A 20,947-nucleotide genomic window follows, 5' to 3' on the forward strand; every position below is an offset into this window, starting at 1 on the left:
TATAATAAATCAATTTTTTAATCAAATATAAAATCAGGTGTTTATTTTGAATGAATATAATAAAGATATTGGAAATAGAATTAGAGAATTAAGAGAATTATCAGACATTACAATTAGTGAAATTGCATCTGACTTAAATATTAAAGAGGAAACCTACATCCAATATGAAAATGCGGAAGTTGACATTCCTGCTAGTTTCTTATACGAACTTGCACACATTTTTAAAGTTGATTTAGGATTATTATTAACTGGAGAAGAAAGTAGGATGAATATCTTCGACGTTACCCGTGCAAACAAAGGAGTTTCTGTCGACAGACGAAAAGAATACCTGCACGAGAACTTATGTTCCAAATTCATCAACAAAAAGGCTGAAACATTCCTTGTTGTTGTAGATCCTGAAAAAAATCCAGTTCCTTCACTTAATGCACACCCAGGTCAAGAGTTTGCATATGTAACTGAAGGTACATTAAAAGTTTACATTCACAACAATGAAATAATATTAAACGAAGGAGATTCAATATTTTTTGACTCCACACACAGACATGCAATGATAGCGCTTAACGACAAACCTGCTAAGTTCATAGCAGTAATCATGTAATCATTTAACCGAGGTAATATAAATGACATCATTAATAGGAAACTTTGTTGAAAGAGTTGACTTTAACTCTTATGAAGATTTTAAGAAAAATTTCAAATTAACATATGAACCAGATTTCAACTTTGGTTTTGACGTAGTGGATAAATATGCAGAAATTGATCCAGACAAAGTCGCATTAATCTGGACCAATGACGAAGATGAAAACCACACATTCACATTCAAAGATATTAAAGAATATTCCAACAAAACTGTTAATTTACTTAAAGGATTAGGCATTAAAAAAGGCGATAAAGTAATGCTTACCTTAAAAAACAGATTTGAATGGTGGTTCTGTATGGTTGCACTCCACAAAATTGGTGCAATCGTTATTCCAGCAACACACATGTTAAAACTTCATGATATTGAATTTAGATTAAAACAAGCTGAAGTAAAAGCAGTAATCAGTGTTGAAGAAGATTCATTACTTCCTGACTTTGAAGAAGCTGAAAAAAGTATTGACTGGGACATAGAAAAACTTGTTATCGATACTGATAGAGATGGATGGATTAACTTCACAAAAGCTATTGAACAAGAAAGTCCAGTTTATGAAAGACCAACTGATGATGAAAATCCAATGGCTGATGAAACATTCTTAATCTATTTCACATCAGGTACCAGTGGAAACCCTAAAATGGTTTCACATTCTCATACTTACTGTTTAGGACACATTCCAACTGCTAAATACTGGCATAATGTAGTAGAAGATGGAATTCACCACACTGCTGCAGATACAGGATGGGGAAAAGCAGTATGGGGTAACCTTTACGGACAATGGATTGCAGGAACAGCAGTATTTATCTACGACTATGTAAGATTTGACGGAATCAAATTACTCGAAAAAGTCATTGAAAATAAAGTAAATACTTTCTGTGCACCTCCAACAATTTACAGATTCTTAATTAAAGAAAATATTGAGGGATACGACTTTTCCAATTTAACTTATGTAACTACAGCAGGAGAACCACTCCCTCCAGAAGTATCTGAAAGATTCTATGAAATCTCTGGATTAAGAATTAAAGAAGGATTTGGACAAACTGAAACAACATTATCTATTGCAACCTTTGTTTGGTTAGATGCTAAAGTAGGTTGTCTTGGTAAACCTTCCCCACTTTATAACTTAAAATTATTAGATGAAGACAACAATGAAGTGGATATTGGTGAAAAAGGAGAACTTTGTTTCGATATTTCCAATGGTCCTACTCCAGGATTATTCACAGGATACTACAAAGACCCAGTAAAACAAGCTGAACAATGCCACGACGGTTACTACTACTGTGGAGATACCGCTTGGGTGGATGAAGACGGATACGTTCACTTTGTTGGAAGAAACGATGACATCATCAAATCTTCAGGTTACCGTATTGGACCGTTCGAAGTAGAAAGTGCAGTTTTATCCCACGAAGCAGTATTACACTGTGCAATTACTGCTTATCCTGATGAAGTAAGAGGTCAAATCGTAAAAGCAAGTATTGTTTTACAACCTGGCTTTGAACCATCAGACAAACTTACCAAAGACATTCAAAATCACGTTAAAAACGTTACAGCTCCTTATAAATACCCAAGAATGGTTGAATATGTAGATTATATTCCAGAAACCATCAGTGGTAAAACCAGAAGAGTTGAAATCAGACAAAAAGATCAACAAAAAGCTAACTAGATGATTATAATGATTGAAGAGGAGATATCTTACCCAGTTATTAATAAAGAAATATGCAAAGGCTGTATGAGATGTATAGTCGGATGTCCTCAAAATGCAATATTACTTAGTGAAGAAATGAATAACGCAGGATATCAATTTGCTTATTATAGTGGTAATGGCTGTACCGGATGTAAAGACTGTTACTTTACCTGTCCGGAGCCATTAGGATTAGAAGTACATCAAATAAAAAACATTGCTAACGATTCCATTGCAAAAATGATTAAAGCAAAAGTAGCGGGCAAAGGGGGAAATTAGATGAGCAATCAAATGGTAAAAGGAAATACAGCAGTTATTGTCGGCGCAATGTATGCTGGATGTGACTGTTTCTTTGGATACCCAATCACACCTGCAAGTGAAATCTTGCACGAAGCATCCAAATACTTCCCGATGGTTGGAAGAAACTTTGTACAGGCTGAAAGTGAAGAAGCATCAATCAACATGGTCTACGGTGCATCAGGAACAGGCCACAGAGTAATGACCGCTTCATCAGGACCTGGTGTGAGCTTAATGCAAGAAGGATTCACCTATCTCGCTGGTGCAGAACTTCCTGCAGTTATCGTGGATATTATGAGAGCAGGACCTGGACTTGGAAACATCGGACCTGAACAAGGAGACTACAACCAGATAGTTAAAGGTGGAGGACACGGAAACTACAAAAACATCGTACTTGCTCCAAACAGTGTTCAGGAAATGTGTGACTTGACCATGAAAGCATTCGAGCTTGCTGACAAATGGAGAAATCCTGTTGTTGTTTTAGCTGACGGTACATTAGGTCAAATGGCAGAACCATTGGAATTCCCAACTGAAGCTATCAAACCTGAAAATGATGAATCCTGGTCAGTTAGAGGAAACAAAAACACTATGGACAACCTCATTACTTCAATCTTCAATGATTTCGATGAATTGGAAGACTTCAACTACAAGCTTCAGGAAAAATACGCAAAAATCGAAGCTGAAGAAGTAATCGTTGACGAATACCAAGTTGAAGATGCAGACATCGTTTTGGTTTCATACGGAATAAGCAGCAGAATCGCAAGATCTGCAGTGGATAAAAGCCGTGAAAACGGAATTAAAGTTGGACTCTTAAGACCAATCACTTTATCCCCATTCCCAACTGAAAGAATCAAAGAGTTATCTGACAAAGGCGTTGAATTCATTTCCGTTGAAATGAGTAACGGTCAAATGCTTGCAGATGTACAGTATGCTGCTCTTAGAAGAGAAGGAACCCATCTTGTAAACAGAATGGGTGGAAACTTAATTGAATTGAAACAAATTCTTGCTAAAGTTTATGAAATTGCTGGCTTTGAAGACCATGACTTAGACTTATCCAAAAGAACTTCAGAAAAAGCTAGTCCAAATATAATTGACTAAAGGATGTGGAAAAATGAGTGAACAAGAAATTGGTAAAGATTATGAATTAAAAGTACGTAGAAATCCACAATCCCTTTTAGAAGAATATCCAAGAAAAGGAAACAATATCCAGTCAACTCACTACTGTGCTGGTTGTGGACACGGAATTATACATAAATTAATTGCAGAATGTATGGATGAACTCGGAATCCAGGAAAGATGTGTAATGATTTCCCCTGTAGGATGTTCCGTATACGCATACTTCTACTTCAACTGCGGAAACTTCCAGACCGCTCACGGAAGAGCACCTGCAGTAGCAACTGGTATTTCAAGAGCTGAAGATGATGCAATCGTTATGAGCTACCAAGGAGACGGTGATTTAGCATCCATCGGTTTAAACGAAACATTACAGGCTGCTAACAGAGGAGAAAAAATGACCGTATTCTTCGTGAACAACACAGTTTACGGAATGACCGGTGGTCAAATGGCTCCAACCACTTTAATTGGTGAAAAAACAGTTACATGTCAAACAGGAAGAGATCCTAACTATGCAGGACACCCTACTCACATGTGCGAATTGATTAATACTTTAAAAGCACCTGTTTTCATTGAAAGGGTTTCCCTTGCAAATCCACTTAAAATCAGACTTGCTAAATTTGCAATCAAACAGGCATTGACCATACAGAAAGAAGGAAAAGGATATTCATTTGTTGAAATCTTATCCCCTTGTCCTACCAACTTAAAACAGGACGTTAAAGGAGCTCAAAAGTTCATCGAAGAACAAATGGAAAAAGAGTTCCCTGTTAAAAACTTCAGAAACGACATGTACAGAAGAGAACCTGTACAAAGACCTGTAAGTGACTTTTCCACTGAAACATTGGATAAAGTGTTCAATGTTAACAGAGAAGGTGAATCAGGTTACGTTGATGATGCAAGCATCACTCCAACCAGTATTAAAGTATCCGGTTTCGGTGGTCAAGGAGTATTAAGTGCAGGACTTACCATTGCACACGCTGCTTGTGATGAAGGAAAACACGTTTCATGGTATCCAAGTTACGGACCTGAACAAAGAGGAGGAAAATCCAACTGTTCAGTAGTTATTTCCAATGAAACTATAGGAACTCCTGTAGTTGATGAAATTGACATTCTTATTGCTTTAAACAAACCTTCCCTCGAACAGTTTGCACCTGACGTTAAAGTTGGCGGAACTATTCTTTACGATTCCAAAATCGGAGAGTTTGAAACCGACAGAGACGTTAACGTGATTGCTATGCCATGTATGGACATTGCAGAAGAGCATGGAAATGCAAGAACTGCAAACACCGCATTGCTTGGTGCATTGACTGAACTTACTGATGCTTTAAAAGCAGAATCCTACGAAAACGCTATTCGTGACATGTTTGCATCCAAACCTAAAGTTATTGACGTAAACATTGATGTTTTAAAAGCAGGAGCAGAATGGTTGAAAAACAATTCATAGTGTGATTTAATGACTTACAAAGAAAATGCTGAGAAATTTATTGAAACCTATGGTTTAGGTATAGGAGATACCGTTAAAATCAACAAGGAAGATATCTCCTATACTGGTATCTTACTTGACAGACCAGAGGATGCTGATGATGGATATTTAGTTTTAAAATTATCCAGCGGATACAATATCGGAGTAGCTATCGAAAATACTACTGCAGAACTCGTTGAAAAAGGTGAAAAACCTAAAATAGGATTTGGAGAAAGTGAAATTCCAAACGATCCTGATAAACAGAACATTTCAATCGTTTCAACCGGTGGTACAGTATCATCCGTTATCGACTACAGAACCGGAGCAGTTCACCCTGCTTTTACCGCTTCAGACCTTATAAAAGCTAATCCGGAATTATTGGACTATGCTAACTACAACGTTAAAGCTTTATATAATATATTAAGTGAAGACATGAAACCTGAATACTGGGTAAAAGCTGCTGAAGAAATAGCAAACGATATCTCAAACGGTACTGACGGTGTTGTAATTGCACACGGTACTGATACTATGCACTACACTGCAGCTGCATTAAGCTTCATGCTTAAAACTCCAGTTCCTATTGTCATTACAGGTGCACAGAGAAGTTCCGACAGACCTTCAAGTGATGCGAACATCAACTTAATCGATTCTGTAATCGCTGCTAAATCAGACATTGCAGAAGTATCCGTATGTATGCACGGAAGCTTAAATGACAAATACACTTACTTACATAAAGGAACCAAAGTAAGAAAAATGCACACTTCAAGAAGAGATACATTCAGAAGCATCAACGCTCAGCCAATAGCTAAAATTGAAAACAAAAAAGTCAACATTAATCCCGACTACACTTATACCAAACGTGGTAAAAACGAGTTGGAATTGAATACTGCTATTGAATCAAAAGTAGGTTTCATCAAAAGTTTCCCAGGAATTTCTCCTGACTACATTGAATATCACATTGATAAAGGATACAAAGGACTTGTCATTGAAGGAACCGGTCTTGGACACGTTCCAAATGAACTCATCGATTCATTCAAAAGAGCAAGAGATGAAAACATTCCAGTCATCATGACATCACAATGTCTCTACGGAAGAGTCAACATGAACGTTTACTCAACCGGACGTAACATCATCGATGCAGGCGTAATTTCAGGTATCGACATGACTCCTGAAACCACCTACGTGAAATTATGCTGGGCATTAGGTCAAAGCGATGACTACAGTGAAGTAAAAGAGATCATGCACAAGAACATTGCAGGTGAATTCAGCAAAAAATCCTCCATTAAGGATTTCTTGAACTAGGGTGATTAAGTATGGATTACGAAAAATTAGGATTAAAAATGGGACTTGAAATTCACCAACAATTGAACAGTGAACACAAATTATTCTGTCCTTGTAAAACAGAGCTTGTTGATGATGACTTTGATGAAATAGTTCAAAGGAAATTAAGACCAACCCAATCAGAGCTTGGAGAAATCGACAGAGCTGCACTTCAGGAATCTTTAAGAGGAATGAACTTCAAATACGAAAACTTCGCAAAACACACCTGTCTTGTTGAAAACGATGACGAGCCACCTCACAGCTTAAACGAGGAAGCACTTGACATCTGTATTACAATTGCATGCTTAATGAATATGCATGTTGTTGACGAGTTCCATACAATGAGAAAACAGGTTATTGACGGAAGTAACACCGGTGGGTTCCAGAGAACCGGTATGGTTGCAACCGACGGATACCTTGAAACCCCATACGGAAAAGTTGTAATCGAAAGTTTAGGTCTTGAAGAGGATGCTGCAAGAAGAATTGAAACCAAAGACGGTTTTACCGAGTTCAGATTGGACAGACTTGGAATACCTCTTGCTGAAGTAACCACTGACCCTTCAATGCACCACCCGGATCAGGTACGTGAAGTTGCATACATGCTCGGTCAAATCTTGAGAAGTACCAACGTTAAAAGAGGACTCGGTACAATCAGACAGGACTTGAACATTTCCATTGCAGAAGGAGCACGTGTGGAAATCAAAGGTGTACAGGACTTGGACTTGATGGCTGAAATCGTAAACCGTGAAATCCAAAGACAGCTTGCTTTAATTGACATTAAAAAACAGCTTAAAGAAAGAAATGCTGAAGTATTGGATGAAATCCACGATTTAGATGAACTCTTTGAAGATACTGAATCCAAAATCTTGAAATCAGCTGAAACCATCAAAGCAGTAGTTTTAAAAGGCTACGACGGATTGATTGGTGTTGAAGTACAGCCTGGAAGAAGATTCGGAACTGAAATTGCAAGCTATGCTAAAAAACGTGGAGTATCAGGTATTTTCCACTCCGATGAATTGCCTGCATACGGAATCACACAGGAAGAAGTTGACAAAGTAGCTGATTACTTAAACATCGGCGAAGAAGACGCATTCATTATTGTAGCTCACGATGAAGACATTGCAGTTTCCGCTTTAGAGGAAGTAAAAAGAAGAGCAGCACTCGGTTTAGATGGAGTAGTTGAAGAAACCCGTAAGGCATTAGAAGACGGTAACACCGAATACATGAGACCTCTTCCAACCGCTAACAGAATGTATCTTGAAACAGACATTCCATTATTCAAAATTACATCTGACAGAGTTGAACCCATTGCAAACAACTTACCTGAACTTCCTGATGTAAAACAGGCAAGAATCATTGAAGAATACAGCTTAAGTGAAGACCTTGCTGCACAACTTGTCAGAAGACAGGAAGCAGACATGTTTGAAGCTATTTTGGCAGATGTTGATGTGGACTCAACTCCTGTAGCATCACTTCTTGCATATGACCTTCGTGAGATCAAAAGGGAAGGCCATGACATTAATGTTTTAACCTTAGACCATTTCAAAGGAATCTTTACTCTCCTAGCAGAAGGTAAAATTGCAAAAGACAGCGTACGTAAACTTGCCGTTGAAACCATAAAAGCACCTGAAAGCGAAGTAGCTGAAATTGCTGAGAAAAACAACTTGACCATGCTCAGCGAAGAGGACGTCGTTAAAATCATTTCAGAAATCGTTGCTAAAAACGAAGGAATGGTAAAAGAACGTCAAATGGGAGCTATGGGTCCTTTAATGGGTATATGTATGAAACAGCTCAAAGGAAAAGCAGACGGTGGTATGGTCAACAAGACCGTACGTGAAGAAATTCAAAAATTAATTTAGGATCAAAATCCTAAATTCATACTCTTTTTTTATAATCACAACATTAATATGCAAAAAGACCGCATTTAATGTTATGACAACCGACAACCATCTAAACAGTTTTGCAGAACTTGACTGTGAAACTACTGAAAATCATTCAAAGACTGCTGAAGAACTCTTAAATGTTGAAAATTTGGATTTTGACAATACAAGGTATCTGGCAGAGATACTGTTTAAGCTTAAAAGGTACGATGAATCCATCAAGCAGCTTAAAAGGGCATTATCATTAAGTCATGATGATGAACTATTAACATTGATTGGAATCACTTATTTTAAAATGGGAGAATATGAAACTGCAATCAGCATAGATTCCAGAAATCTCAACTTTTATCTAGAATACATATCTCTGCTTATGATAGACGGGGAAGTTGAAAAAGCAAAGAAAATGTACAACCGGACGCTATTATATTTCCCGCTTTTTGATAAAAGCTTTGATGAAATTGAAGCCACATACCAAAATATGATTATTTAATCCAGACACATATAGAAATAGTGATATACAAGCAAACCTAAAATTAAGGTTAACTATAAGAAGATGATATTATGATCAGCAACAAAGAAAAAGATAAAATCAAAGAAGAAATTTTGAGAAAATAAACTCAGTTTTAGAAAAAAACGGCGAATCATTCAGACTTGACCAGGTAAATGTTCTAAAAAGAAGTGAAAGTGTCAAGTTTATGGGAAACTACAGGGTTTATGACAGAAGAAACTATGATTCCGTTTCAAGGGAAATTAATTCCTTTTTAAAGAAATACGGAAAAGTTGAAATAAAATCCAAAAAAATCAGAGACAACGGAATGAAATTTACAACTGTAAGCTTCAATTTTGAGTTGTAAACTGATTTTAATTAAAAAATTCTTTTTTTTATAATTTTAAATATCATGAATATATTTTTAACAGGAAATGTGCAAGTTGGAAAAAGTACTATCCTGAACAGGTTTATTTCCAATCATTCGGATTTGAAGATTGGCGGTTTCAAGACCTTGACTAATTTTGATGAAAACCTTGGTATTTATAGAGGAGTATATATAGTGCCAGCCACTAAATTTGAAGTTGATTATAGTAAACATAGTCACGTTGGAACTAGGACTCATAAAAGAGATGCTTATCCTGAAAACTTTGATTTAAGAGGGGTCGAGATACTAAATTCACCTGGAGATTATGATCTCATACTGATGGATGAAATCGGATTTATGGAAACACGTGCCCTGAAGTTCAACAGACGTGTTTTGGAAATTCCTGACAGTGCCGTGCCCGTGATTGGAGTTGTAAAACCAATGATGAAAGGACTTCCATTGGATGTGAAAAATCATCCGGATACAACAGTTCTTGAAGTGACTGTGGAAAACAGGGAATATGTTTATCTTGAATTTTGTGAACTTATGGAGAATGAAGTTTTAGGTTGACCTAAAAAAATGCATACCTATATATACTATGATGACCAACTATGTAATAGAGATGAAATTTATGGACACCTAAAAATATTCTCTTATATTATTAGACAACTAATAATAAATCTCCATATTATAAAAGTTCGTGTTGAATTAGATTTTCACACAATTTCTCTAATTCGATGCAAGTCGTTGGAAAATTAAAAAAATCTGCCACATAATAATTTTCCTTAAAAAAACACGAGGTGTTTGATTCGTCGGTCCAACACCTATTATCTCTCTTTTTAAAAATATTTTTAATTTTTATCAACTATTTTAAATACAATCAAATTAAATTTGAGTTTAGAATGGAATGATGTTGTTCTTAAGGATGTTTTATCAGAGAAAGGATATATTAGAGGGCCTTTTGGTTCCGCATTAAAAAGAACTGAAATGAAATCTGAAGGAATTCCAGTTTATGAACAGCAAAATGCAATATATGATAATCGAATTTTTAGATATTTTATTGATGAAGAAAAATACCAATCATTAAAACGATTTACAACTTATCCTGATGATTTGATAATTAGCTGTTCTGGTACTGTTGGTAAAGTTTCAATAATCAAAGATGATGATCCAAAAGGAATTATAAGTCAAGCTTTATTGACTTTAAGAGTTAATAAAGATTTAATTCTTCCAGAATTTTTAAAGTACTTTTTCTGTTCATATGAAGGGTATAATTCATTAGTATCCCGTTCTACTGGCTCTGTCCAAGTTAATATATCAAAAAGAGCAGTCATCGAAGAAATTCCTTTAAAACTACCTCCATTGGATATACAACAAAAAATAGTTTATTACTTGAGTTTAATTGATAAAAAAATCGAAACAAATGAGGAAATAAATAAAAATTTTAAATGACTTATTATAGTTTAGGGTATTGATTAGATTTACAAATATTTGGAGAATATTATGAAATTATCAGAGAATGCAAGATTAATTAAAAATAATAAGAATATCTCAAAGCAAATCGCAGAATGGTAATTTAATGTTAGATATGGGAAGAAATATAAAGATACTAATGCTTGGAAAGTTTTTAAAGACAAATATATTAAAAGAATGAACTGATATACTTCTTCAAAATGAATATGTATATGATGAAGAATTAAAATATAAATATGGTATAGATTTTGAGGACAGATAATTATTGAGGTTTACAATGTCAGTTAAGAAATGGGATAAAGCAAAAGAAAAAGATAAAGAAGGAAAATATGCAAGAATAGGTATGGAAACTATGTGTGCACACTGGTTTAATATAGAGAAGAGGAATTCTGCATGTGTTAAAGCAATAGTTGATGATTATCTAGAAAATGTCAATATGGATTTTTTTATGTGGATTCGTTGCGGTAGTCCTAAACGTTCTCCAATAATTTTAAAAAGAAATTATTTGGAAAGTAATTATAGTGATCTGTTAATGGTTTCAGATGACTTGCATGTTATTGCGGATTTATTCTTACATTTATATGGCCAGAAATTTTTTGTTGATGATAATGCTGACTGTATTTACTCAACGGAGTTAAAAGATTTCAATAGAAGAAAATTAAATTATATTGGTATCATGATGGAATTAGAAAGATTAACAACTCTTCATGAAAGAAATGTTTTGACCTGGGAAGATATTGATGAATCTGTTGAATTATTGAATAAATATGGTTATGATATTAATCAAGACAATAGCTATCGTACAGATGATTTATATGAAACTGCTGCCAATATTGAAGAACGATTGAATTTAATATTTAACATTACAGATGATTAATATACTCTGTAAAAGGTGATTTTTATGAATGAATGGCATATAGGAGATCCAGTAGATTGGGGAGACGGTTGGATGGATGCCCAGAACTGGGGTCACGGTCACGATGATGAGAAAGAGCATCACAAGGGTATTGAAGTTGATTTAACAACTCGCAAGATAAATGAATACTCAAAAAAAGCTTGGAATCATTATATGGAGTTCCAAGAGGAAGAAGCACTTCACTATATTAACTTAGCATTGGATTTAAATGACAGACATGCAAACAACTGGAACAGAAAAGCAATTATTCTTGAAGGCATGAAAAGATATGCCGAATCTGAAAAATGCTATAACAAATCACTCGAATTATCTCCACAGAAGTTGGTTTATGAAAACAAAGCCAGAATGCTATTGAGTTGGTCACATCAATTACTTGAAGAGTCAAAAGAATTACCAAACGGATTAAATAAACTGAAAGAAGCAGAAAATAAAATCATAAAGGCAATGAATGCTCTTCCTGGAGATAGTGAGGAAGATATCAATAAATATCTTAGAATGAGAGACAGTATTAATTTTTATATAGATTATGAAAATAAATTCCAACGAAATCATGAAACTTTGAAAGGATATGATAAATTTGAACTGTTTACAATAACAGGAAGGAAGTTTTATAGAAATAATATAACTCTTACTTCAGGCATGCCTTTAAAACTCGTTAAGGAACCCGATAATGAATTTGATAAGGATGCAATTGCAGTATATGCTAAAAATGAAAAGATAGGTTATGTAGCAAATAAAGATTATACAAAATATGAATTAACCTCATCAGCATCTGAACTGCAAGATAAAATTGAAGATATTGCTCAAGGAAGCTATTTATTATATTTGGATAGATATGCAGATATACAATTCCATATTGGGAGAATAGTCAAATAAAAAATATGGTGATTTTATGAAATGTCATTTTTGTGATGAAACATTAAAAGAAGGGGAATTAATATGCCATAATTGTAAATCAATGGTTATCGATTTTAATTACATGAAAAATTTACGTGAAATAGAAAATAAATATAGTAAAAGAGATTTTCTAGAGTTATCAAAAGAAAAATTAACTTTTCCGGAAATAGTGACAATACTCACTTTCATTAAAAGGTCAGACCGTCATGCCGGTGATACATACATGCAAGATAAATGTAGAGAAGACGGAACATGCTCCAACCTGCACAAAAGATTAGAAGAAATAAGAAATGAAACAGACAATATTTAATTTATTCAATTGTTCTCGTTAAAGGATATGGTGATTTAAGGTAGATATTATGGAATGCAGTTCAAATTTGGGAAGTGCAACATTAGAGAAAATAGGTAAAGAAAATCTAATGGCTTTTGATACAGAATTAATGGATTCTCCAAAAGAATTTTTCAAAAAAGGGGATGTACTTAAAATAGAGAAAAAAGATTGGGGAGGAGAATTTGTACCTAATCTGGTAGTTTATTTGGATGATATGCTGATAGGTTACGTTGCAGATGATAAAGATACTCCAAAAGAATGTTCAAAGGCATCAGACATTGAATATCTTCCGGGTAAAACTTATGCAATATATTTGGGAAAATGTGAAAACAAGATTATTGAAAATGAATATTTCCATGTTGCAAAAATAATGTTCGGGAGTGAATCTAAAGTAACTGATTGGGTAAGGAGCATGGAATTGAGTGAATGGATATCCCGCTACGATTTACTGGATCATGATTATCACAAACTATTGATGCTGCTGCGTGAAGGAGCTCATGAAAATCAATCCGCAGAAGAAGTCTTAAAAAAAGCAAAAGAAAAAAGATTAAAAGGTTTACACTAATTAATAAGATAGTTGATTATTCTTATGATAATTTACCTCCTTTAGATATTAATATAAAAAATATTTATTTAATATCTTTAGAAAAACTTTCAATTGGTACAATAAAATCTTTTTCTGTTTGTTGATAACATCTATAAATAGCTTGAGCGCCGTTTTCAGTATAAACCCATTTGGTTTAATAGAAAGTGTTTAATAAAAACAAGCATTCCATCTGTTTTAGCAATCCACTAGAAGTTCATGAAGATTAATGCAATAAATCCTATACATAATTTTAATTATCATTTGACTTAATATATAATTAGAGGTTTTTAACATGAATCAATATGATATTATTATTATCGGAGCCGGACCTGGCGGATTGACCGCTGGAATTTATGCAGGCCGTCAGGGAACTAGAAATTTAATTTTGGACAAGGACATGGCAGGAGGCCTGGGCCGTGAGGTTCCTGCAATGGAAAACTATCCAGGATATGACATGATTTCAGGTCTTGAACTTGTAGAAAAGATGAAGGAACAGGCCATAAAGAACTGTGAGTTAAAGGAAATGGAATGCGTTGAGGAAATCACAAAGGAAGATGGTGAATACAGATTCACAGTTAAGACCAGCAAGGAAACATACCAATCCAAAACAATAATTCTTGCAACCGGAAGCTCACACAGACAGTTAGGTGCAAAAGGAGAAGAAGAATTTAGAGGAAAAGGAGTTAGCTACTGCGCTACCTGCGACGGATTTTTCTTTGCCGGACGTGACATTGTAATGGTGGGTGGAGGAAACAGTGCACTTCAGGAAGCATTATACCTCAAAAACCTTGGAGCAAACGTTACCCTTATTCACAGAAGGGATGAATTCAAGGCTCAAAAGCACTTACAGGACAAAATAAAAGAAAATGAAATAAAAACAATAATGAACGCAACCGTTGAAGAGATAAAAGGAAACATGCTTGTGGAGTCTGTTGTATTAAAAGACACAAAAACAGGAAAATTGAGTGAACTTCCAACTAATGGAGTGTTCGTAAGCGTAGGATACATTCCGCATACTGATTTGGCATATCAGCTAAACGTGAAACTGGATGAATCAGGACATATCATAACTGACAAAGCTCAAAAAACTAACGTTGACTATGTATATGCCGTTGGTGATGTCTGTGTTGGCTTAAAACAGTGGGTTGTAGCTTGTGGGGAAGGTGCAGTCGCTGCAACTTCCGCATTTGAAGATATTCAGTAATGTTCTTGCAAATAAATGTAGATAAAAAATGCTATTACTAACACTACAAGTACCGGCAACAGCCAAAAGAATATTTTAAGTAAAACTACTGCTATTAAAATTGCAGCAATAACGAATATTAAATCTTTAAGTTCCATATAAGATTGATTTATTTTATTTAATATATAAATTTTTCAATAAACTATAATAAATAAAAAAACTAAAAATAATATCATTATATTTTAATGGAGCATAAGATGACAATTTTAGTAATTAATAACAAAGGCCAATATAATCACAGAATCGCTAGAAGTTTACAATACTTAAAAATTCCAGCTAAACTAGTTTCAAACGAATTATCCCTTGAGGAAATTGAAGCTGAAAATCCTATCGGATTAATTTTAGGTGGAGGACCATCAATTGAAGGTGCAGGTTTAAGTGAAGAGTACATCAAACACTTTGACATTCCAATACTCGGAATCTGTCTTGGCCATCAGTTAATTGCTAAAGCATATGGTGGAGAAGTAAGCACTTCTGAAACTGAAAGTTATGCTCAAGTTAAAATAGACATTAAAAATGATGAAAACTTATTTGAAGGTCTAGCTCCTGAAATCGATGTTTGGTCATCCCACAAGGATGAAGTTAAAACAGTTCCTGAAGAATTCGAAGTCTTGGCTAGTTCCAACTTATGCGATGTTGAATCATTTAAACATAAAGATAAAGATGTATATGGAATACAGTTCCACCCTGAAGTACATCACACTCCAAAAGGAGAAGTAATTTTTAATAATTTTTATAAAATCTGTAAAGATAGGTGCGAAAATGATTGATAATGCTGATGATTTAAGAGATAAAGCAAACGAATTCAAAACAGGATTAAAAAAACAATCCATCAACATCCCTATTGGAGATGAAGAATACGGTTTTAGAATTTCGGGTATTGGTCAAAAATCCGTGAAATTAGAAAAATACGTTAAATTTGATGAAATCTTTGAAGCTATTGAATCAGGAAATGACAATGGCCTTGAAGCAATTATTAAACAGTTAATTGAAGATTACGAAGAAGAGGAAGACGAGGAATTATAATGTTAAGCCCAAAAGAATTTATCGAAGAATCCATTCAAAAAATCAAAGATCAAATTGGTGACGAAAAAGCGATCATTGCATTGTCCGGTGGAGTAGACAGTTCAGTATGTTCTGTTCTCGTACAGGAAGCAATTGGTGACAACTTAACTGCTGTTTTTGTTGACCACGGTCTTTTAAGAGAAGGAGAAGTTGAACAAGTAACCAACACTTTCAAAGACAGATTAAACTTTAAATTTGTTGATGCTTCCGATGAATTTATGGATGCTCTTGCAGGAGTTGAAGATCCTGAAGAAAAAAGAAAAATTATCGGAAAAGTATTCATTGATGTATTTGAAAGAGAAGCAATTAAATCTGGTGCTAAATTCTTAGTACAAGGAACCATTGCTCCAGATTGGATTGAAACTAAAGGTGAAATCAAATCTCACCACAACTTAGCTCTTCCAAGCGGAATGGAATTAGAATTATGTGAACCAATCCGTGACTTATACAAAGACGAAGTAAGAGAAATCGGTGATGAACTCGATTTACCTGCAACTACCGTTTACAGACAACCTTTCCCAGGACCTGGTCTTGGTGTGCGTGTTGTTGGAGCACTTACCCGTGAAAATGTTGAAATCTGTAGAAAAGCAAACAAAATTGTTTGTGATGAAATTGAAGCTGCAGGAATCGATAAAGAAGTATGGCAATACTTTGCAGTATTAACCAATACCAAAGTTACTGGTGTAAAAGGTGACCAAAGAGACTTTGGATACTTAGTTGTTGTTAGAGTAGTTAACTCTATTGATGCAATGACCGCATCTGTTGCTGAACTTCCATGGGAAGTTGTACAAACTATATCCAAAAGAATTACCTCAGAAATTTCTGAAGTTACCCACGTCGCTTTATCTGTAAGTGACAAACCACCTGCAACCATCGAATTCTGTTAAATACTATTTTATTAATAGTATTTTCTTTTTTTACTTTTTTACATAAGATAAAATGAAAACCACAAAAAATGCTTATCTTGCCAAATTAACAGAACAAATCCAAATGAAATCTGTTAAAGTTGGAAAAAATCTTGAAGGAACAACCCCCCCATCAGTATTTATTGGAAGATGGTCCTATCCTAAAGTTTATGCCGGACCTATGATGAGTTCTCAAATGGGAGATACATCAATTATGGACACTCCTGAAGAATGGATTGGTCAAAATAAAACCCAGGAAGAGATTATCAACTACAGAATGAATCTTGTAAGAGGAAAACAACTAATAAAAGTTGATGATTTGGAAAATCCATTTATTGAAAAGCTTCAGGATATTTCTCTTGCATCAAAATCAATTGACAGTGAAGCAACATTTGGAAGAAGACCAACAGGGTCTTTACTTACCGAAGACAGTATGCCTCACGGACCAAGTGCAGTTATTGAAAAGTTTGATATTGATGCAGTTAAATGGGACAGACAATTAGAAAAAACATTTTATGATACTGATTTAAAATCCGCAGAAGCTATTGTAAACCTTCACAATAAAGACGTTCCATTTACAGCAATGCAAAAAGCATTTTCAGTAGGTGCTATTGGAACTAAAAAAAGAAGAAGACTTGTTCCAACACGCTGGTCTATTACAGCATGTGATTCAACTCTTGCAGATGAATTTTTAAAAGAAGTTAGAAAATTCGAAATACTGGATACATACAGAGTTTTCGAATTTGGAGCTTTAAATAATTATTATGTAATCATATTAACTCCAACAGAATGGCAATATGAATGGTATGAAGCATTTATCAAATTAATGAGAAATGAAGAGTTAATCTTTTCTGATTATGAAACAAATGGTGGTAAAAAAGAATATTCCATTGTTGGAGGATGTTATTATACTGCAAAAATGGCAGTTTTAGATTATTTAATGCAAATTAAAAAGCAATCTGGACTTTTAATTTTAAGAGAAGCATATGATGGATATGTTCCTTTAGGTGTTTTTAATGTACGTGAAAACATTAAAGAAGCAATGCAAAGACCATATATAGAATTTGAAACCTTAGAAGACTGTTTGGAATATGCAGGAACTAAACTTAGAATACCTATAAACAAATATGTAAAACAGGGAACATTAATGAATGAAATGCTTCACACAAAACAAACAACATTAGATATGTATTTTAAAAGTGGATAATTATGTTTAAATTTAAAACTATCTCACAAAAAACAAGACGTGTAATGTCTGAAGTTGCATTAGGAAACTTAAGTAATATAAACTTTGAAGAAAGTTGCTGTGAAAAAATCAAAACATTAACAAATAAAGATGAAGTGAAAATTTGTTCCAGTGGAAACAATGGTATTTTCATTACACTTTCAGCTATTAAAGGAGATATCATTGTTCCAGATCAGGGAGGATGGCACGGATTTAAACAGATTGCAAAATTTTTAGATAAAAATGTAATAACTCTAAAAACAGATTCTGGATTAATTGAACCTAATTATATAGATGATTTGGATATAAAAGAAGATTCTGCATTAATTTATACAAGTTTTGCAGGATATTGTGCAGAGCAAAACACCAAAGGCATTGCAAAATACTGTAAAACTAACAATATATTAACTATTGAAGATGCATCTGCAGGTATTGGAGATAACAAAAACAAACTTGGAAGACATTCAGATATTATACTTGCATCTACAGGATCACCTAAGATAATTAATGTAGGACAGGGTGGTTTTATTGCATCAAACAATGAAGAAATTTTTAAACAGTCTTCACTTCCTCAAAAATTAAGTAAAACATCACAAATTGTATGTGCTGGTATAGATAGTGAACTTGATAATGTTGGAAAAAAACTAGAAGACACAGTAAATGCAACAGACTACATAAAAAAACACATTGATAGTGCACTACATAAAGATAAAAGAGGCATAAATGTAATTATTCCACATGATGATGCAAAGTCAATAGGTTGGAATTTGAAAAAAACACTAACTACAGATAAAAGTGGATTTATTACAACATGTCCAAATTATAATAGAATAAAACAAAAAGCTATTGCAGTAGAAATAAAAAATCTGGACTATGAATGTCTTAAAAAAGAGAATTTGGATAAAATAATTGAAGAATTAAAACTTAATAATTTACAGTAAGTTTTGCAATTCTATCAATAATTATGTCTTCTAAAGACATATTTATAATTTCATCATCACTAATTTTATAAATTTTTATCAAATTAGATTCATCCAAATCAAAAACACTATCATCAGGTGTAAAAATTTTAGACAACTCTTCAAAATGATCTTTGCTGTTAATTAAAATAACGCATAAGTTCATTTCACCTTCTTTTAAACCAAGAATATTAAATGCTTTTGAAATTTGTCTTTGGGCAGAACATCTAAGAGCAATCTCAACACTTAAATCATTAGCCAGATTTTCACCTCTATCAAAAGCAAGAAGTGCCTGATTAACACCATGAATTATGTGATTTTTTGAAACTATTGAATCTGCATTTAGAAGTTGTATAATTTCACCATCTTCCTTAATACTATCAATATAATCAAGTGTTTCTCCAATAGAATTAATTGTTCCTTTGAAACCCAAAATTTGAATATTATCCATGTACATGTTTACACCTAATCACGCAATAATCTGTTAACTCCTGCAACATAAGCTTTTACACTAGCATTAATAATATCAGGTTCAGTACCACGAGCAGAAACAACTTTATCTCCTTTTTGCAATTTAATAATTACATCAATAAATGCATCAGTACCACCAGTAATAGCATCTACGTGATATTCAATTAAATCCACATCACTAAATGCATCAAGAGATTTTAAAGCATTAATAGCAGCATCAACAGGACCTAAACCTACACCAGCATTAAGAACTTCATCACCATCAAAAATAATCTTAACAGATGCAGTAGGCATTACTTTATTTCCAGAAACAATAGTTAATTCATCTAATTTAATTCTATCTTCGTGGTTAATTTCCAAAACGTTATCAGCAATTGCCTGCAAATCAACATCAGTTACAGTTTTTCCTTTGTCTGCTAAATTTTTAATATCATTACAAATGTGCTGAAGCTGGGTTTTATTAACATGTAACCCTAACTCTTTAAGTTTGTTATCCAATCCATGAGTACCCATGTGTTTACCAATGACAAATTTACGTTTTCTTCCAACAAGTTCAGGTGTCATAGGTTCATAGGTAGCAGAATTTTTAATAATAGCATCAGAATGAATACCTGATTCATGAGCAAATGCATTCTCACCAACAATTGCTTTATTTGGCTGAATATAAACACCAGTTGATCTTGCAACTAACTTGGAAATGTCATAGATTTCATTGATTTTTATATTAGTGGTGAATTGTGAAAATAATCTGTCAATACTAACAACACATTCTTCAAAAGAAGTATTACCTGCTCTCTCACCAATACCATTAATAGTAGAATGGAAGGTAGTAGCACCACCTTTAATAGCAGATAAAGTATTAGCAACTGCAAGTCCAAAATCGTTATGACAATGAGCTGAAACTGGAACTTTAAAGTCTTTAAAATTGCTAAATAATTCAAAAGAAGAATCTGGTGTTAATATACCCACAGTATCACAAAGACAGATTCTATCAGCACCACATTCAATACCATTTTGATAAACAGATTTTAAAAAAGAAATATCTGATCTGGAAGCATCTTCAGCAGATAACTCAACAGTTAATCCATGGTCTTTACAATAATCAACAGCATTATTAGATAAATCGATTAATTCCTCACGGGTCATTTTTAATTTATCTGAAATATGTAAATCTGAAGTTGGAACAACCAAATTAACTCCATCAACATCACAATCTAAACAATAATCAATATCAATAGTTAAAGGTCTGGAAAAACTTAGAATCTCAGCATTAAAACCTTGTTGAGTAACTTCCTTAATGGATTCACGTTCACCTTCAGAAGTAATTGCAGAACCTGCTTCAATATAGTCAACACCAATTTCATCAAGTTTATTTGCAATTCTCAATTTTTCTAATGGAGTTAAAGAAACACCAGGAGTTTGTTCTCCATCACGTAATGTAGTATCTAAAACTTTAATTTTCAAAAAAATCACCAAAAATATGCAATTGATGTAAATAAAACAGTTAAAATAAACAAATCAAAAATAAGTAAAGTATAATAATAATTGTAATATAGAAGGCTTGCAGCGAAATGAAATTCCCATAGAAAACCATAGTACACAAACAAAACACAAAAGGACTTCACTACTGGGATCGAA

Annotated in this window: 23 protein-coding genes; 21 read left to right on the forward strand and 2 right to left on the reverse strand. The window is 33.8% G+C overall.

What is annotated here, in order from left to right; all coding sequences use genetic code 11:
- Window positions 1-37: 37 nt before the first annotated feature.
- From PUD86_08825 to PUD86_08925, 21 genes are all read left to right on the forward strand, one after another.
- Window positions 38-598 (forward strand): cupin domain-containing protein, encoded by a 561-nt coding sequence (locus PUD86_08825; GenBank protein MDD6777381.1) that lies wholly within the window; start codon window positions 38-40, stop codon window positions 596-598.
- 22 nt (window positions 599-620) lie between these two features.
- Complete coding sequence (locus PUD86_08830) at window positions 621-2,294, forward strand: AMP-binding protein (GenBank protein MDD6777382.1); 1,674 nt, start codon at window positions 621-623, stop codon at window positions 2,292-2,294.
- Between the two features lie 9 nt (window positions 2,295-2,303).
- Window positions 2,304-2,591, forward strand: coding sequence for a 4Fe-4S dicluster domain-containing protein (locus tag PUD86_08835; protein ID MDD6777383.1), 288 nt, complete (start codon window positions 2,304-2,306; stop codon window positions 2,589-2,591).
- Window positions 2,592-3,707, forward strand: coding sequence for a 3-methyl-2-oxobutanoate dehydrogenase subunit VorB (locus PUD86_08840; GenBank protein ID MDD6777384.1), 1,116 nt, complete (start codon window positions 2,592-2,594; stop codon window positions 3,705-3,707).
- A gap of 13 nt (window positions 3,708-3,720) precedes the next feature.
- On the forward strand, window positions 3,721-5,166 hold the full coding sequence (locus tag PUD86_08845; GenBank protein MDD6777385.1) for a 2-oxoacid:acceptor oxidoreductase family protein: 1,446 nt from the start codon (window positions 3,721-3,723) through the stop codon (window positions 5,164-5,166).
- 9 nt (window positions 5,167-5,175) lie between these two features.
- Window positions 5,176-6,486 carry a Glu-tRNA(Gln) amidotransferase subunit GatD gene (gene gatD / locus PUD86_08850; protein MDD6777386.1) on the forward strand — a complete coding sequence of 437 codons (1,311 nt, stop codon included), beginning with the start codon at window positions 5,176-5,178 and terminating at the stop codon, window positions 6,484-6,486.
- A gap of 11 nt (window positions 6,487-6,497) precedes the next feature.
- On the forward strand, window positions 6,498-8,363 hold the full coding sequence (gatE, locus tag PUD86_08855) for a Glu-tRNA(Gln) amidotransferase subunit GatE (protein ID MDD6777387.1): 1,866 nt from the start codon (window positions 6,498-6,500) through the stop codon (window positions 8,361-8,363).
- Window positions 8,364-8,436: 73 nt separating this feature from the next.
- The gene (locus PUD86_08860; GenBank protein MDD6777388.1) at window positions 8,437-8,874 is read left to right on the forward strand and encodes a hypothetical protein; all 438 of its coding nucleotides are present in this window, start codon (window positions 8,437-8,439) and stop codon (window positions 8,872-8,874) included.
- Window positions 8,875-9,079: 205 nt separating this feature from the next.
- Window positions 9,080-9,238, forward strand: a complete 159-nt coding sequence (locus tag PUD86_08865; protein ID MDD6777389.1) for a hypothetical protein — start codon at window positions 9,080-9,082, stop codon at window positions 9,236-9,238.
- Between the two features lie 45 nt (window positions 9,239-9,283).
- A complete protein-coding gene (locus tag PUD86_08870) occupies window positions 9,284-9,808 on the forward strand; it encodes a nucleoside-triphosphatase (GenBank protein MDD6777390.1) in 525 nt (174 codons plus the stop codon).
- Between the two features lie 321 nt (window positions 9,809-10,129).
- Window positions 10,130-10,690, forward strand: coding sequence for a restriction endonuclease subunit S (locus PUD86_08875; GenBank protein ID MDD6777391.1), 561 nt, complete (start codon window positions 10,130-10,132; stop codon window positions 10,688-10,690).
- Window positions 10,691-10,976: 286 nt separating this feature from the next.
- A complete protein-coding gene (locus PUD86_08880; GenBank protein ID MDD6777392.1) occupies window positions 10,977-11,588 on the forward strand; it encodes a hypothetical protein in 612 nt (203 codons plus the stop codon).
- Between the two features lie 24 nt (window positions 11,589-11,612).
- Window positions 11,613-12,503 carry a peptide transporter gene (locus PUD86_08885; protein ID MDD6777393.1) on the forward strand — a complete coding sequence of 297 codons (891 nt, stop codon included), beginning with the start codon at window positions 11,613-11,615 and terminating at the stop codon, window positions 12,501-12,503.
- Window positions 12,504-12,519: 16 nt separating this feature from the next.
- On the forward strand, window positions 12,520-12,834 hold the full coding sequence (locus PUD86_08890; protein MDD6777394.1) for a hypothetical protein: 315 nt from the start codon (window positions 12,520-12,522) through the stop codon (window positions 12,832-12,834).
- Between the two features lie 49 nt (window positions 12,835-12,883).
- Window positions 12,884-13,420, forward strand: a complete 537-nt coding sequence (locus PUD86_08895) for a hypothetical protein (GenBank protein ID MDD6777395.1) — start codon at window positions 12,884-12,886, stop codon at window positions 13,418-13,420.
- 313 nt (window positions 13,421-13,733) lie between these two features.
- A complete protein-coding gene (gene trxB / locus PUD86_08900) occupies window positions 13,734-14,645 on the forward strand; it encodes a thioredoxin-disulfide reductase (GenBank protein ID MDD6777396.1) in 912 nt (303 codons plus the stop codon).
- 236 nt (window positions 14,646-14,881) lie between these two features.
- Window positions 14,882-15,454: a GMP synthase subunit A gene (locus PUD86_08905; protein ID MDD6777397.1), complete on the forward strand. Its 573-nt coding sequence runs from the start codon at window positions 14,882-14,884 to the stop codon at window positions 15,452-15,454.
- Window positions 15,447-15,710 (forward strand): hypothetical protein, encoded by a 264-nt coding sequence (locus PUD86_08910; protein ID MDD6777398.1) that lies wholly within the window; start codon window positions 15,447-15,449, stop codon window positions 15,708-15,710. Before PUD86_08905 ends, PUD86_08910 begins: the two co-directional genes overlap by 8 nt.
- Window positions 15,710-16,636: a glutamine-hydrolyzing GMP synthase gene (gene guaA / locus PUD86_08915; GenBank protein MDD6777399.1), complete on the forward strand. Its 927-nt coding sequence runs from the start codon at window positions 15,710-15,712 to the stop codon at window positions 16,634-16,636. Before PUD86_08910 ends, guaA begins: the two co-directional genes overlap by 1 nt.
- A gap of 52 nt (window positions 16,637-16,688) precedes the next feature.
- Window positions 16,689-17,861: an Nre family DNA repair protein gene (locus PUD86_08920; GenBank protein ID MDD6777400.1), complete on the forward strand. Its 1,173-nt coding sequence runs from the start codon at window positions 16,689-16,691 to the stop codon at window positions 17,859-17,861.
- Window positions 17,862-17,863: 2 nt separating this feature from the next.
- Complete coding sequence (locus PUD86_08925; GenBank protein MDD6777401.1) at window positions 17,864-18,820, forward strand: DegT/DnrJ/EryC1/StrS family aminotransferase; 957 nt, start codon at window positions 17,864-17,866, stop codon at window positions 18,818-18,820.
- On the opposite strand, the gene cgi121 is transcribed toward PUD86_08925, so the two are convergent.
- Both cgi121 and PUD86_08935 read right to left on the reverse strand, forming a co-directional pair.
- Window positions 18,804-19,295, reverse strand: a complete 492-nt coding sequence (gene cgi121, locus PUD86_08930; GenBank protein MDD6777402.1) for a KEOPS complex subunit Cgi121 — start codon at window positions 19,293-19,295, stop codon at window positions 18,804-18,806. The two genes, PUD86_08925 and cgi121, sit on opposite strands and share 17 nt — an antisense overlap.
- Before the next feature lie 8 nt (window positions 19,296-19,303).
- Complete coding sequence (locus tag PUD86_08935; GenBank protein ID MDD6777403.1) at window positions 19,304-20,773, reverse strand: 2-isopropylmalate synthase; 1,470 nt, start codon at window positions 20,771-20,773, stop codon at window positions 19,304-19,306.
- Between the last annotated feature and the right edge of the window lie 174 nt (window positions 20,774-20,947).

It is taken from the genome of Methanobacteriaceae archaeon (assembly GCA_029219465.1).
Taxonomy (GTDB): domain Archaea; phylum Methanobacteriota; class Methanobacteria; order Methanobacteriales; family Methanobacteriaceae; genus Methanocatella.

Coding starts and splice junctions, on each gene's coding strand:
- PUD86_08830 (MDD6777382.1), top strand. CDS start 621: ATGACATCATTAATAGGAAACTTTGTTGAAAGAGTTGACTTTAACTCT.
- PUD86_08835 (MDD6777383.1), top strand. CDS start 2,304: ATGATTGAAGAGGAGATATCTTACCCAGTTATTAATAAAGAAATATGC.
- PUD86_08840 (MDD6777384.1), top strand. CDS start 2,592: ATGAGCAATCAAATGGTAAAAGGAAATACAGCAGTTATTGTCGGCGCA.
- PUD86_08845 (MDD6777385.1), top strand. CDS start 3,721: ATGAGTGAACAAGAAATTGGTAAAGATTATGAATTAAAAGTACGTAGA.
- gatD (MDD6777386.1), top strand. CDS start 5,176: ATGACTTACAAAGAAAATGCTGAGAAATTTATTGAAACCTATGGTTTA.
- gatE (MDD6777387.1), top strand. CDS start 6,498: ATGGATTACGAAAAATTAGGATTAAAAATGGGACTTGAAATTCACCAA.
- PUD86_08860 (MDD6777388.1), top strand. CDS start 8,437: ATGACAACCGACAACCATCTAAACAGTTTTGCAGAACTTGACTGTGAA.
- PUD86_08865 (MDD6777389.1), top strand. CDS start 9,080: ATGGGAAACTACAGGGTTTATGACAGAAGAAACTATGATTCCGTTTCA.
- PUD86_08870 (MDD6777390.1), top strand. CDS start 9,284: ATGAATATATTTTTAACAGGAAATGTGCAAGTTGGAAAAAGTACTATC.
- PUD86_08885 (MDD6777393.1), top strand. CDS start 11,613: ATGAATGAATGGCATATAGGAGATCCAGTAGATTGGGGAGACGGTTGG.
- PUD86_08890 (MDD6777394.1), top strand. CDS start 12,520: ATGAAATGTCATTTTTGTGATGAAACATTAAAAGAAGGGGAATTAATA.
- PUD86_08895 (MDD6777395.1), top strand. CDS start 12,884: ATGGAATGCAGTTCAAATTTGGGAAGTGCAACATTAGAGAAAATAGGT.
- trxB (MDD6777396.1), top strand. CDS start 13,734: ATGAATCAATATGATATTATTATTATCGGAGCCGGACCTGGCGGATTG.
- PUD86_08905 (MDD6777397.1), top strand. CDS start 14,882: ATGACAATTTTAGTAATTAATAACAAAGGCCAATATAATCACAGAATC.
- PUD86_08910 (MDD6777398.1), top strand. CDS start 15,447: ATGATTGATAATGCTGATGATTTAAGAGATAAAGCAAACGAATTCAAA.
- guaA (MDD6777399.1), top strand. CDS start 15,710: ATGTTAAGCCCAAAAGAATTTATCGAAGAATCCATTCAAAAAATCAAA.
- PUD86_08920 (MDD6777400.1), top strand. CDS start 16,689: ATGAAAACCACAAAAAATGCTTATCTTGCCAAATTAACAGAACAAATC.
- PUD86_08925 (MDD6777401.1), top strand. CDS start 17,864: ATGTTTAAATTTAAAACTATCTCACAAAAAACAAGACGTGTAATGTCT.
- cgi121 (MDD6777402.1), bottom strand. CDS start 19,295: ATGTACATGGATAATATTCAAATTTTGGGTTTCAAAGGAACAATTAAT.